The 13,318-nt window shown below is 69.6% G+C and carries 14 protein-coding genes; 8 read left to right on the top strand and 6 right to left on the bottom strand.

Annotated elements, in window-relative coordinates:
- Position 1: 1 nt before the first annotated feature.
- From ABZ374_RS19295 to ABZ374_RS19275, 5 genes are all read right to left on the bottom strand, one after another.
- The gene (locus ABZ374_RS19295) at positions 2 to 1,867 is read right to left on the bottom strand and encodes an ATPase, T2SS/T4P/T4SS family (RefSeq protein WP_360312508.1); all 1,866 of its coding nucleotides are present in this window, start codon (positions 1,865 to 1,867) and stop codon (positions 2 to 4) included.
- Positions 1,857 to 2,816: a hypothetical protein gene (locus tag ABZ374_RS19290; protein WP_360312506.1), complete on the bottom strand. Its 960-nt coding sequence runs from the start codon at positions 2,814 to 2,816 to the stop codon at positions 1,857 to 1,859. The genes ABZ374_RS19295 and ABZ374_RS19290 overlap by 11 nt, the downstream gene beginning before the upstream one ends.
- Positions 2,813 to 3,517 carry an SAF domain-containing protein gene (locus tag ABZ374_RS19285; RefSeq protein WP_360312504.1) on the bottom strand — a complete coding sequence of 235 codons (705 nt, stop codon included), beginning with the start codon at positions 3,515 to 3,517 and terminating at the stop codon, positions 2,813 to 2,815. Before ABZ374_RS19285 ends, ABZ374_RS19290 begins: the two co-directional genes overlap by 4 nt.
- 553 nt (positions 3,518 to 4,070) lie before the next feature.
- Positions 4,071 to 5,360 (bottom strand): cytochrome P450, encoded by a 1,290-nt coding sequence (locus ABZ374_RS19280; RefSeq protein ID WP_360312502.1) that lies wholly within the window; start codon positions 5,358 to 5,360, stop codon positions 4,071 to 4,073.
- Between the two features lie 123 nt (positions 5,361 to 5,483).
- Positions 5,484 to 5,852, bottom strand: coding sequence for a hypothetical protein (locus tag ABZ374_RS19275; RefSeq protein WP_360312500.1), 369 nt, complete (start codon positions 5,850 to 5,852; stop codon positions 5,484 to 5,486).
- Positions 5,853 to 6,166: 314 nt separating this feature from the next.
- Here ABZ374_RS19275 and ABZ374_RS19270 point away from each other — a divergent pair, with 314 nt between their 5' ends.
- From ABZ374_RS19270 to ABZ374_RS19240, 7 genes are all read left to right on the top strand, one after another.
- Entirely contained in the window at positions 6,167 to 6,676 is a 510-nt protein-coding gene (locus ABZ374_RS19270) for a SigE family RNA polymerase sigma factor (protein ID WP_360312498.1), read from the top strand.
- Positions 6,677 to 6,684: 8 nt separating this feature from the next.
- Positions 6,685 to 7,155: a hypothetical protein gene (locus ABZ374_RS19265; protein ID WP_360312496.1), complete on the top strand. Its 471-nt coding sequence runs from the start codon at positions 6,685 to 6,687 to the stop codon at positions 7,153 to 7,155.
- Between the two features lie 114 nt (positions 7,156 to 7,269).
- Positions 7,270 to 7,560, top strand: a complete 291-nt coding sequence (locus ABZ374_RS19260) for a hypothetical protein (RefSeq protein ID WP_360312494.1) — start codon at positions 7,270 to 7,272, stop codon at positions 7,558 to 7,560.
- The gene (locus ABZ374_RS19255; protein WP_078974732.1) at positions 7,557 to 7,802 is read left to right on the top strand and encodes a hypothetical protein; all 246 of its coding nucleotides are present in this window, start codon (positions 7,557 to 7,559) and stop codon (positions 7,800 to 7,802) included. The genes ABZ374_RS19260 and ABZ374_RS19255 overlap by 4 nt, the downstream gene beginning before the upstream one ends.
- Positions 7,803 to 8,414: 612 nt before the next feature.
- A complete protein-coding gene (locus ABZ374_RS19250; RefSeq protein WP_360312492.1) occupies positions 8,415 to 8,975 on the top strand; it encodes a restriction endonuclease in 561 nt (186 codons plus the stop codon).
- 190 nt (positions 8,976 to 9,165) lie between these two features.
- On the top strand, positions 9,166 to 10,251 hold the full coding sequence (locus ABZ374_RS19245; protein ID WP_360312490.1) for a hypothetical protein: 1,086 nt from the start codon (positions 9,166 to 9,168) through the stop codon (positions 10,249 to 10,251).
- A gap of 54 nt (positions 10,252 to 10,305) precedes the next feature.
- The gene (locus tag ABZ374_RS19240; protein ID WP_360312488.1) at positions 10,306 to 11,079 is read left to right on the top strand and encodes a hypothetical protein; all 774 of its coding nucleotides are present in this window, start codon (positions 10,306 to 10,308) and stop codon (positions 11,077 to 11,079) included.
- Positions 11,080 to 11,126: 47 nt separating this feature from the next.
- On the opposite strand, the gene ABZ374_RS19235 is transcribed toward ABZ374_RS19240, so the two are convergent.
- Complete coding sequence (locus ABZ374_RS19235; protein WP_360312487.1) at positions 11,127 to 11,993, bottom strand: helix-turn-helix transcriptional regulator; 867 nt, start codon at positions 11,991 to 11,993, stop codon at positions 11,127 to 11,129.
- 179 nt (positions 11,994 to 12,172) lie between these two features.
- Between ABZ374_RS19235 and ABZ374_RS19230 the strand changes: the two genes are divergently transcribed.
- Positions 12,173 to 13,216 (top strand): aldo/keto reductase, encoded by a 1,044-nt coding sequence (locus ABZ374_RS19230; RefSeq protein WP_360312485.1) that lies wholly within the window; start codon positions 12,173 to 12,175, stop codon positions 13,214 to 13,216.
- The last annotated feature ends 102 nt before the right edge of the window (positions 13,217 to 13,318 follow it).

Raw genomic sequence — 13,318 nt, 5'->3', positions numbered from 1 at the left:
GTCACCCGACCTGATTCAGTTTGAGCTGCAACGGCCGCCAGCCGTGCGGCTCGTCGAGCAGATGCGGACTGAATCCGGCCCGGATCAGGTCCGGCATGTCCGAGGGGTACATCCGGGCCATACCTCGCGGGTCGTCGCCGGTGGGCGCGAAGATCGTGTTCACGGCCGGGCGGCGGTGCTCACCCATCCCGGTCACCTCCAGCACGTGCGACACGAAACGATGCCGCTTCCCACCGATCGCCGTCTCGTCGATCATCCGTACGAAGACCACGTAGTCGACCGCGTTGGAGGCGAGCCGGTAGGCCAGTTCGGGGCTCATGTGTGCGCCGTACTCCAGGCAGAGTTCGGCGATCCGGTCGAAGATCATGTCCGGCTCGCGCACGTGCAGCGTGCACATCGAGCCGCCCTCGCCGTTGGTCATCACCCGCAACATCGGCACGATCTCGCTGGAGCGCACCTCGCCGACGATCATCCGGGACAGCGACATCCGCAGCGCGGAGGGAATCAACTCGCCGATGGTCAACTCGCCCGCCGACTTGCCGTCGATGCCCCGCTCGCCGTTGCCCTCGCGGGCCTCGATCGCCACCACCTGGCGCAGGTGTCCCAACTCGTGCAGGAACAATTCGAGTTCGGTCTCGAAGGTGCCGATCCGCTCGTCCCGGGGGATCTCGTGGGACAGCGCCCGCAACAGCGAGGTCTTGCCCACCCCCTGGGTCCCGCAGATGATCAGGTTCTTCTTGGCCCGGACCAGCGAGCCCAGGAAGGCGGCCAGGGTCCGGTCCAGGGTGCCCAGTCCGATCAGGTCGGCGAGCCGCACGTCGCGCACCCGGTGCCGACGGATCGTCACGTAGGTGTGCGGGGTGACCTCGGTGATCGCCTGGAGACGCGAGCCGTCCGGCAACCGCAGGGCCAGGGTGGGCTGCGCGGTGGACAGGGTGCGTTCGCCGCTGCCGTGCCGGCGGGCCAGGTCCCTCAGCAGTTCGCGGAGTTCCTCGTCGGAGGCGGTGAGCGGCGGCACCTGGACGCGGGGCCGGTCGGCGTAGTCCACCCAGACCGTGTCGTAGCCGTTGACCAGGATGTTCTCCACGGCGGGGTCGGTCAGGTACGGCTCCAACGGCCCGGCCCGGAACAGCCAGTCCCACACCGCCCGGGCCATCGCCCGGTCCTCGGCGGGGGTGGTGGAGATGCCGCGCTCACGCGCGGTGATGTCGGCCCATTCGGCGACCACCTGGGCGACGATCGCCCGGCCGCGCTGTTCGCGGTCCTCGTTGGTCAGGCCGGGCGACATCTTGTCGAATTCGTGGAGTTGCTCGGCCGCGCGGTCCTTCAGTATCCGGACCAGCGCCGGGTCCACCACCGGTTCGCCGGAGGGATTGCGCGGCGGCTTGGCGGGTCCGGTCGTGGCGGGCGCCCGGCCGGCGGGCGGGGGTCGCCGGCTGACCGTGCCCACGCCGTTCGCACTCACGCTCGCGGTCGGCGGCACGGTGAACATGCCGTCCCGGCCGCCCGCGTGCCGGACCGCGCCGTTCAGCGGCCCGTTCGGGTGCGCCGTCGCGGCGGGCGAAACCGGGGTGCCGTTGGCGGGCGTCGGCGGTGGAGTGTGCCCCACGGCGGGGGTCAGCGAGCCCGCGCCCGCCGACCAGGTCGGCGGGGGAGGCGCGTCGGGTCCGGCCGAGGCGCTTCGCTGGAAGCCCTCGGGCCAGGTGCGCAACGGCGGCGTGGGCGGCGCGTACACCACGTCCTCCGCCTCCGGCAGGCCCGGCACGACATGCATGTGTGGGCGATAGCCGGTCTCGGCGGCAGGATCCGGTTCCGGTTCCGGCTTGTTGTGCGGGTCCGGGTGCAGGGGTCGCGCGTTATCGAACATGACCCGCCTCCTCGCCGGCCGGCCGGTGCGCCGGTTCGGCCTCGGGTCGGGCTTCGGGCTCCGCGGGTCGGCGGATGTAGGCGGCGGCCTGGGCCCAACCGTCGCCCGGCAGCGGCGCGTCCGGCCCGGCGGGCAACTGGCCGCCGGGCGCCGGGCGCGGCGCCAATCGCATCCGGCGCTGGTTGGCCAGGGCCAGCGCGGCCTCCGCGGTGGTTCGCGCGGCACGCATGAACTTCGACCGCAGGAACCGTTTTCCGGTGTCCCCTTCGCCGTCGGACAACACCCGGGCCCGTTCCGGATCGAACGGCAACAGGCCCAGCACCGGCGCCTCCAGGTGCTTGCCGATCTCCTGGCGCGCGTAGCGCCCCTCCTCGATCACCACGAGCGCGATCGAGTCCGAGCCCGTCCCGTGCGTGTCCAGGTCGTGGCGCAGCGAGGCCAGCCGGGGCTGTGCCTGGGCCAGGGAGGGCAGCGTCCCGCGCACGACCGGCAGTACCAGGTCGGCTCGGCGTGCGGCGATGGCCGACGCGCCCGTGGTGCCGCGCCGGCCCAGATCGATGATCACGTCGTGCGGGATCTGCTGATTGCCCAGACCGGCCGCGAGTTGCGAGATCGGGTCCCACGTGTAGGCCAGTCCGGAAGCCTGGGTGGGGTCCACCAGGCCGGGCAGCAGCAGCCGTTCGCGCCGGCCGTCGGACAGGTCGACCAACTGCCGAAAGAACGCGTCCACCAGGTTGCCCTGACGGTGCGCGACACCCAATTGGTGCAGCCCGTACTCGGCCGAAACCCGACCCTGGAGCGCGCCGGCCAGGATCGAACCCCCGTCCGGATCGGCCTCGATCAGGATCACCCGGCGACCGGCCGGCAGCGGCCAGGTGAGCAGGAGCGCCAGCGCGGTCGAGGTGGCGCCGGGCGCACGGGTGCCACCGGTGACCGCGACGACGGTCATGGGGCTCCTCCGGTCCTGGCCGGTGCCGCGTCCGCGTTGCCCGTGTTCAGCACGACGATGGAGAACCTGCCCTCGGCCACCTGGAGCGCCAGCACCGGGCCGTCCTTGGCGGGTACCGCGACGTCCAGGACGGCCTTGCCCGAGCTCGAATTCGAGTCCGTGTTGCCGGAGCGGATCACCGTGGCGGCGGTGGTGATCGGCTGCGTGGAGGTGGAGTTGGCGGCGCCGCCGACCGGGGGCGCCGACGTCACGACCAGGATTCGGGTGCCGGGAGTGACCCGCTGCACCGGCATCTTGGTGATGTCCAGGGCGATCGGGACGAGGGTCTCGCCCGGCTGGATCGCGATCCGCTCGGTGACCTGGTCCGAGGTCAGCAGGGTGCCCGCGCGCAGCTCGACGGCCGCGCGTTTGCCCACGATGACGGCCTTGGAGCCGGATCCGATCGGGCGCAGCCCGGGCGCGTCGTTGATCTCCACGACGCGCAGATCCTCGGCGGCGATCGTCTGGCCGTAGGGCACCGTGCGGGCGACCGCGAGCACGGGCACCCGCTTGTCGCCCATCTGATAGAACGCCGCCGAACCGAGTCCACCGGCCGCGATCAGCGCGACCGAGAGCGCGATGAGCGCCGGCCGCCGGCGTCTGGCGCCGAGGCTGCGCGTGGGCGTGACCGGCATCGTGCCGGCGGCAGCGCCCTGCGACACGACGCCATTACCCGATGGCCGTTCCGTAGCTGCCTTCACCACCGGCTCCGCCCCCTTGCTCTGCCGGGTCCACCCAGGTTCCGTGCGGACCGTGATCCACTTCGGAGCTACCGCTCGTATCTTCCACCACACACACTGTCAGGTGAATGGTGAACAGCCCGAAAACAGTCGTCGAAGTCGATCATTCGAAGCTTTCCGGAACGACTTCCCACCACGTCAACCAGCACGATCGCGGACGCCGTATGACGAACCCGACCCCACCAAAGATCACGGGCAAGCATCTCGTTCCGGACATCGAACGGGCCCCACGATGGTCCCGAAACGAGGCGCTCCGCAAGCACTTTCGGGCAATTGTTGGCCGGCCGAGTTCTGCGCGCACCGTGATCGGCCGAACGTGATAACGCACTGCCGTCCCGACGCTGCGAACCGTACTCGACACGCTGCGTGGGCGCGCGCGGGGCCTCGCCGGCGAATCCGGCGAAGGGGTGGAAGTGTCGTCAAATTGCTTAGGCGCTTACCAGGGCCGGGAGTTGCCGGCCGAGGGCGGGTCGCCTCAGGTCCTTCGGCGGACGGCCGTGACCGGGAGATGCCCGGGGCGCGGCAGCGCGCTCGTCCTCGGGCGGGACGGTTTGCCGGGCACCGGCCGCAGTTGCCAACGGGCGGACACGGTCGCGACGGTGGTCACGATCTGGGCCAGGAACAGGTGTTCGCCGATGCATCGATGCACCCCCGCGCCGAACGGCATGTAGACGCCGCGCACCCGCCCGGGAAAGCCCGGTTCGGCCCATCGGTCCGGATCGAAGCGCTCGGGTTCCGGAAACAGCTCGGGGTCCCGGTGCAGCGCGTGGTGGCTGTACAACACGTCGCCTCCGCTCGGGATGTGATGACCCATCACGTCCACCTCGCGATTGGCCCGGCGAACCACCAGCCAGGGCGCGTACAAGCGAAGCGTCTCGTCGACAACACACCTTGTATATACGAGAGCCCCGATGTTCTCGGCGGTCACCGGTCCGCCGGCCAGCACCTCGTCGAGTTCGGCGTACAGCCGTTTGCGTACGTCCTCGTGCCGGCCCAGCTCGAAAAATACCCACGAAAGGGTGGCATTCGTGTTGTCGTTGCCGGCGATCAGCATCGACACCACCTCGTCGCGCACCAGTTCGGGCGCCATGTCCATCCGGGCGAACTCGCCGAGCAGCCCGGTACCCGCGTCGGCGTCCACGGCCGAGGCGATCGCCGCCCGCAACCGGCGGCCCGTCTCGGCGAAGCGCCGGTTGCCGGGCGTGGGCAACCGACGGGCCCACTCCGGCAGCACGGTGCGGGTGAACACCTCCTGGATGAACACCGGCAACGAACGCCGCACCTCGGCCACCGCCGCGTCGGCCGCCGGGCTCTCCCCGAAAATCAACCGACCGAGCGTGTCCAGCCCGAGTTCGCTCATCTCCCGATCGAGCGCGAGCGTGGACCCCGGCAACCATTGCGCGCTCGCCTGCTCGGCCCGGCGACGGATCAGCTCGACGTAACCGCCGATCCGCGAGCGCTGGAACGCGGGTTGCAACGTCCGTCGTTGGCGTCGATGCAGGGGGCCGTCGGAGGCGGCGAGGCCGTCCCCGATGTGCAACCGGGCCTGCTTGAAGAAGCCGTCCCGCTCGATGGTGTCCGCGTGTTCGACCAGGACACACCGAACCAGGGCGGGGTCGTTGAGGACGTACAGCTCCCTCGGCCCGACCCGGATCCGCACGATCGGCCCGTGGGCACGCAGCGACGACACGAAGTCCCAGCGGCCGCGCAGCAGCGCCGGGGTGTGGCCGAGCAGCGGAACTGCGCCCGGGGCGATCGGGACCACGTTGCGACTCCTTGGGGTTGACCGGCGTGCCGAGCGTATTGGACACACCCGCGGAGGCGGAGCGGCGGTCGGAGGGGTTCGCGGGCGCGGTTCCCGGCCCGGGCCCGTCATGTGCGGCGGTGGTCAGGGCTTCGCCGGCGCGGCCGAACCTCGGTTGCGCGCCGCCAGGGTCGGTTCGACGCCCCGGTCCACGTACGGCTTGCCGGGCGTGACGACGCCGGCCCGGCCGGGCCCGGGCGCCCGGAGCCTGCGTGGCGCGACCGCCTCGGGGTCGTTCGTGGCGGGCCGGTCGGGAGCGGCGATCGGCGGCGGATCGATCCGCCGGCCGGCCCCGACCGAGGTCACCGAGGCGGGCGGCGGCTCGTCCGCGTCCGAGGCGGGCGCGATACCCACCCAGGCACCCAGCGCGATGCCGACGGTCGCGAGTACGGCCCCGACCGGACCGGCCCGTCGCATGGTCCGGCCGGGCACCCGGTCTCGACGGTTCGACACGGAAGCACTCCTTCGCTGTCACCGGTGTCGGGCGCCGCGCACGGCGCCGAACGTTGCACACGGAAATACGGCTCCCGAGCGACCCGCGTTGCACTCCACGCCCGTCTCGCACACGTGCGGAACATCTCCCGGGCCCGATGCAACCCGGGGCGGCCGAGCCGCGTATCCCGTGGATGACAGGCCCCTCGACAGGCAGACGAACAGGCGCCCGGCACCGGCCGGGCGCTCCCGCGTTCGCGGCGCGGGCCCGGTGAGGAGGAGATCACGGTGCGCGACCCCCGCGACCACCCCCTGGCAACCCCGCTGCCGAACGCGTGAGGGAGGCCGCCCGTGAACGGGAGTTCCGCGAATACGCCGAGGCCCGGCAGGCCCAACTGCGCCGCTCGGCCTATCTGCTGTGCGGCGACTGGTACGAGGCGCAGGACCTCACGCAGACCACGCTGATGAAGATGTACACGGCCTGGGGCCGACTGCGCCGGGACGGCAACATCGACGCCTACGCCCGCGTGGTGATGACGCGCACCTACATCGACCAGCATCGCAAGGGCCGTTGGCGGGAGGAGCCGGTCGACGAACTCCCGCAGCGGCCGAGCGACGAGTCCTCCTCGCCGGACCTGCGGTTGACCCTGCGGGCGGCGCTGCTGCGACTGCCGCCGCGCTACCGGGCCGTGCTCGTGCTGCGATTCTGGGAGGACTGGAGCGTCGAACAGACGGCGGAGGCCCTGCGGATCAGCACCGGAACGGTCAAGAGCCAGAGTTCGCGCGGCCTGAGCCGACTGCGCGAACTCGTCGGCGAGCACATGTGGGAGCTGTCCGAACGGTGAGGCCGGCCATGAACGATCACGACCTGTTCCAGCTCATCCTGGACCGACCCGAGCCCGATTTCCCGAGCGTGGTGGACGCGGCCGTCGCGGGTGGCCGACGGGCCCGGCGGCGGCGCCGCGTGGCGACGCTGGCCGCCGGCGCGGCCGTGCTGGCGATCGCCGGCGCGGGGGTGTTGCTGACCCCCTCGGCTTCGGAGCAGGTGGGCCCCGCAGCGCCCGTCCCGCCGCCGCCGGCCGCGGCGTCGGCCCGGCCGACGCCGGAGTCCGCGGCGCCCGACGTCACCGCGACGCCGCGCTCGACCGAGCCCCCGACGACACCGCCGGAGGACGGCACGCGCGCCGACGCGAGCATCGCGCCCGAGGGGCCGCCGGAGGCGGTCGAGGCGGACAACCCGCCCCGGCTACCCACCCAGAGCTCCCGGACGATCAGGTGTCAGGCCACCGACGAGGGCAAATGCTCATCATCCGCCCGAAATTGACGGATTGTCACTCCCGAATCGCACCGGTCGTCACCCGCCGATCACGCCGCAATCGCGCACCCGGCCCCTAATCTGATCCCGGATCACTTCGTCCGGAGGGAAGAGAGGCCCGGCGTGAACAGCACGGACCCGTGGACCGTGGATCGCATCGCGCATGCGCTCCCACACCCCGAAGCCCGCCACGAATTCCTGCGACTGGTACACCTGACGCCGATCGGCGATCTGCCCGGCCTGCTGGCCCGCTACGCGCAGGTCGCGGAGGAGTTGATCGCCGCGCTGCCGCACGCGCGTGCCCTCGCGGCCCAGGTGCGGGCCACCGGCAAGGACCCGGACCTCGACGAGGTGGACGAGGAGATCGTCCGCAAGTGGATCGCACGCGGCCGAGCGCAAAGCAGTGCCGCGTGACGTGGCGCCCGAGGATCGGCATCGAGCACCAAGAGGTCATCGACCGCTTCCCCGAAACCACGCTCAACCACTGGGGAATGCTGCTGTACAAGCTGGTCTGCGACCCGTACACGGCCACCGTCCGCTACGGCGAGGACGATCGCATCGTCCGCACCGCAGCGGCGGGGCCCTTGATCGTGGTGGTACTGCTCAACGAGGGGACGACGACCGTTACCGTGCTGCAGGTCGTGCACTTGGGTTGATCCGGCGCTTCCCGCCACCCGGCACGCAGTAGTGGTCGGCCACTTCCCCCATCACGCCTTCGTGCCGCTGGCGGCGCACCCCCGGCGCACCGGTACGACCGTCATGGTTTGCCCGCTTGGCGTGCTTGGTCTCCGGGTCGAGTACCCGACAGACCTTGCGGACCTGTGGGTGCTGGCCGGGAATGGCGTAGGCGGAAGCCACTCCCGCGAACGCGAGACCGAAACATGCCACAACCATGATCGCTGTCTTACGGATCCTGCTCATTCGGCAGAAGATAGCGGAGCCGGCGCCGACGCACTAACCGTCTTCGCGAACCGCCGAGACCGGGTGGCACGACAACGCCCCACCATCGCCCGCTCCACGGACCGAGCGGCCGCGACACCCCCGCACCGCCACCGCCTCCTCACCCACACGGCCCCGCACCGAGCAACCGCCCGACAACCGCACCACCGGACACCGACACCCCCGAGGACCAGCGGAATCCTCGTCCGACCCGGACCCACCGAACCACCCTCTCCCCCTCTCCCCCATCCAGTCGGGTGGTTGACCGACCTTCCCTCCGCCTAGGCTGCCGCCCGCTCCGCCGTCGGTAGCCACCGGAGGGATCCCGCATGCCCCGAACCCCCACCCACGCCAAACTCCGCGGTCGGGCCATGGTCCTGCTGGTCGTCGTCCCGGCCATCGCACTGCGCGACCTCTTCGCCTTCCTCGACATCACCGGGATCGACGCGTGGCTGGCCACCGTCGCCTCGCTGGCCCTGTTGTGCGCCGTCGTACACCTCGCCAACTCGACCCTCGACGCCCGCACCGATCACCCGGACGACCGCGCCTTCGAACTCCGGATCGCCGACCTCTGCCGCCGCGACGGCCTACTCGCGGTGCAACTCGCCCCCGGCGCCGACATCAAGGCCTACCTCCCCAACGGCAGCCTGGTCCTGATCCGCTGCGGCCCCACCGACCACCCGGCCCGCCCCCTGGACCTGCACGCCTTCATCGGCACGGCCCACCACGACCACCGGGCCGACATCCCGGTATTCCTCACCCTCCACGGACTCACCACGGAGGCGCGTGAGTTCGCCCGCCACCACGGCATCGTCCTGCTCGACCGACCCCGCCTGGACCAATGGCAACAGGGCCACGGCCTGACCACCCTGGTCGGCACCACCCACTGACCACGGCAGGACCACCGACGCCCCGGCCACCCGACACGATCCCGCGCGATAGCCACCGTTTTGCCCCGACCCGTGCCCCAAACCCACTACACGCAGCGATCCGCCGAAGACGCTTACGGCCCACCCGATCAAGTGCAATGATGCTTCGGATCACCGTTGAGCACCGAACTCCGAAGATCGCACTGCGGGGGTGGCAGTTTTGGCCGGACCAATCAAGACCCAACTCCCCCCAACCCTCCTCGCAGCCCTAACCACCCTCACCCTCCTGACCACCACCACAGCCTGCTCATCAGACAAAACCCCCAAACCCCCCAAAATCAACCAAGCCGCCCCCAAAACCGCCGCCCCTCCCCTCCCGGCGGCGTCGAATGCCCCACAAGCCCCGGCACCGGTGGCACCTCCGGTCAGCGAGAGCGAAGCCAAGACCATCGCTCAGAACTATTACGACCAGAGCAAGAAGACAAAGTCGAGTCATGACATCGCCGGGCTCGATCAGCTCGAAACCGGCACGCTGCTCGATATCTCAAAGGCCCGACAGCAAAGAATCATCAAGTTTGGCAACAACATCCAGCTTGCCGAAGAAACTGCCGCTACGAGTGACATCCAAGTCGCCAAGCCCCAGGACGGGCCGAATGGCAGCGACAGGTGGCTTCTATCTATCGGTACACAGCGGTTGGGCAGCGATTCCCGCCCGGCTCTTGGCGTACTGCGTCAAACACAGGGAACGGGTCCCTGGAAGATGGCGTTTCTAACCTTCGGCGAAGTCAAGAAGACTCTGCCCGGCGTTGCTCAAATCTCCACCGTTGACGGAACCCCAGAAATCGACTACGGAGACAAAATCTGTTCCGACTTTTCCTCCAGCCTCACGGAGGGGCCGACTTCGACAACCTGGGGAGCCTCGGCACAGAAGTCGATTCAGCTCGAAAAGACCAACAAGCAAGGCCTGGTTTCGGTAACCAAAGGAGGCAACGTCTCGGTGCGATCCGAGGCTCTGACTGCAAATCATATTCCCGCTTGGAACACTACCGACGGCGCAAAATTGGTCATGTGTAGCGTGAAGTTGACGTCAAGCATGACGGCCGGACCTTCCGGCACTTTCACTGTTAATCAAAGCGCGACTTATGAGAACCTAAGCGGTCGCATCACAACATGGCGCAACTTGGAGATCGCAAATATAGGAATGTATGCATTCAAGGTTCCCGCCACAGGCAATGGGCCGGTCGAGTTGATTGCCAGCTCCGGGCGCCCGTATTCCGTCGATGGGACTTCGGCATGATCCGTCCACGGAAACACCTCCCTCTCCCCAGCACAGGCATTCCAAGGAGATGTCATGGCAGGTCGTAGAGTTGTACGCAGCATCGCCATAGCTTGCACGGCCGGTGTTTCTGCCGCCCTCTTGGGGCTTCCTTCGGCGACCGCAGACGTCAATCAATGCGGGAATCTACTCATCTGCATTGACATCCGCGTGCCGGGGGGAACTACCGGCGGAAGCACAGGGGGAAATACCGGAGGCACTGCCGGAGGGAGCTCCGGAGAGCAAGGCTTCCCGCCAGATGGTGGAATCGGCACCAGCGCTGGAAATGTTCCAGGCCAGACAGGCAACCAAAACCCTCCGCCCCCCGCGCCGGCCGACGTTGCGCTGAGGGCCCTTGCGACACTCGGACTGGAGAATCCGGAGATCGCCGTCAACCCGGCGCCCGGAAAACTCGGCCTGGTAGGGCTTCCAGTTTGGATGTGGATCGCCGGGAACAGTAAAACCACATGGTCCAAAGAATGGCTGAGCCAAACTCTGACCGTCGGCACCGTCTCTGTCACCGCATTTGCGCGTTCCACCAAGGTCGAGTGGAATATGGGTGACGGCGGGAAGGTGACGTGCGACTCGCCCGGAAGGCCGTACCAACCGTCGGATCTCAACAACATGAGCGAGTGCGGCTACAAATACAAGAACACCTCACAGGGTCAGCCAGGCGATAAGTTCACCGTGACCGCAACCGTGTTCTGGGAGACCTACTACACCGACGCGACGGGCTCGCATCCCCTGCCCGGTTTGACCGGCACGGATACCGCCGAAGTCCGCATCGGTGAACTCCAGTTGATCAACTGACCTCGCAGCGGACCGCCGTGGTGAGGCTCATGTATGGCGCGAGGGAATCACCTCGCCAGCGGAGTGGGCGTGGCCCTGGCCGGCGAGAAGGCGCGTAGGGCGGCTTCCGATGGGGAGGTGGGGGCGGCGGTGTAGGTGACGAGGGTTTGGTCCGGGTCGTCGGAGGTGCGGAAGCTTTCGTAGGACAGGGTGAGTTCGCCGATGGCCGGGTGGCGGAGGTGGTAGCCGCCGTGCGTCTTGTCGCGGACCTCGTGCGTGGCCCACAGGCGGCGGAAGTCGGGGCTGGCCGCCGAGAGTTCGGTGATCAGCTCGGTGAAGGCCGGGTCGCCGGGGTGCCGGCCCGCGTCCAGCCGCAGGTAGGCGACGACGTCCTGCGCCTTGGTCTCCCAGTTGACGTACCGCGCCCGCAACTGCTCGTCGCAAAAGACCAACCACGCCTTGTTCCGCCGCTCGACCGGCACCGCGTCGAGGTCGATGAACACCAGAGCGAACAGCGAGTTCCAGGCGAGCAGATCGGTCCGCCGGCCCATCACGAACGCGGGCGTCTCCGGCATCGAGTCCAACAACCGGCGCAGCCCCGGCCGAACCCGCTGAGTCGGCAGCGCCGTTGCCGCCGCCGACTCCCGGCGCTCCGATCCCGCCCGGACCAGATCGCGCAGGTGTCCGTGCTCGTCCCGGTTCAGCCGCAGCGCCGACGCGATCGCGTTCAGCACCTCGTCGGAGACGTTCTCCGCGCGGCCCTGCTCGAACCGCACGTAGTAGTCCACGCTCACGCCCGCCAGTCGGGCGAGTTCCTCGCGGCGCAGTCCCGGCACTCGGCGGCGTTCGCCGAACCGGGTCAGGCCGACGTCCTCGGGCTGGAGGCGGGCCCGGCGGGTGCGCAGGAAGGCGCCCAGGTCTGCTCGCGTGGTCATTGTGCCGATCCTGGACGCGGGCCGGCGTCCGGGACCGGCGAAGGTGGTTCTGCCGGACCCAGGAAAGCCTGTTCCCAGCCCGCGCAAGGCCCTGGGTAGCCGGTGCGGCCGCCTCCAGGATGAGGGCACGGCGCAATCGCCCTCTCGCAGCACCGAGTCGAGTACGGAGTACCCACATCATGAGTCTGTCCACCACACCCTTCGGCAGCACCGACATGGCCATCACCCGGGTCGGCTTCGGCTCGTGGGCGGTGTCCGGCGCCGGCTGGAACTACAGTTGGGGCGCCACCGACGACGCCGAGTCGATCACCGCGATCCGGCACGCGATCGCCGCCGGCGTCAACTGGATCGACACCGCCGCCGTATACGGCCACGGCCATTCCGAGCGTCTCGTCGGCAAGGCCGTCGCCGATCTCCCCGAGGCCGAGCGGCCGTACCTGTTCACCAAGGTCGGCCTGGTCTGGGACCCGGAGAACCCGGCCGCCGCGGAGCGTCGGGTGATGAACCCGGCAAGCGTGCGCCGCGAGCTCGAAGACTCGCTGCGTCGGCTCGACGTCGAGCACATCGACCTCTATCAGGTGCACTGGCCCGACACGGGCAAGGCGTTCGAGTACGGCGCCGATGTCTCGAAGCCGTCGCCCGACGCCACCCCGCTGGAGGAGTACTGGCAGGTGATGGCCGACCTCAGGGCCGAGGGCAAGGTCCGCGCGATCGGCCTGTCCAATCACGACGTCGCGCAGTTGGAGATCGCCGAACGCATCGCGCACGTCGACGCGATCCAGCCGCCGTTCTCCGCGATCAACCGTTCCGCCGCGCCCGAGTTGACCTGGGCCGCCGCGCACGGCACCGGCGTGATCGTGTACTCGCCGATGCAATCCGGCCTGCTCACCGGCGCGTTCTCGGTGGAGCGCGTCGCGGCTCTGGCCGACGACGACTGGCGCAGGACCCACGGCGACTTCACCACGGGCCTGACCGCCAACCTCGCCCTCGCCGACGCGCTGCGGCCGATCGCCGCCGCGCACGGTGTGTCGCCGGCCGAGGTCGCGGTGGCCTGGACGCTGGCCTGGCCGGGCGTCACCGCCGCGATCGTGGGCGCCCGTACGCCCGCCCAGGTGGACGGCTGGACCGGTGCCGCCGATCTGGTCCTGACCGCCGCCGACCTGGACGCCATCGCCGCCGCGATCACCGCGACCGGTGCGGGCACGGGCCCGATTCGGCCCTGACCCACACCACCCGCTCGGCGGGGTGCCGGGGGTCGAACGCTACGGCGAGGAACTGATGGCCTGGGTCAAACTCCGCCCCGGCGCCCCCGAACTCACCGCGGC

Origin of the sequence: Embleya sp. NPDC005971 (assembly GCF_040629175.1) — a bacterium.
In the GTDB taxonomy this organism is placed as follows: Bacteria; Actinomycetota; Actinomycetes; order Streptomycetales; family Streptomycetaceae; genus Embleya.
The sequence above is the reverse complement of the archived record's forward strand: the minus strand, read 5'-3'. Positions and strand labels throughout refer to the sequence as shown.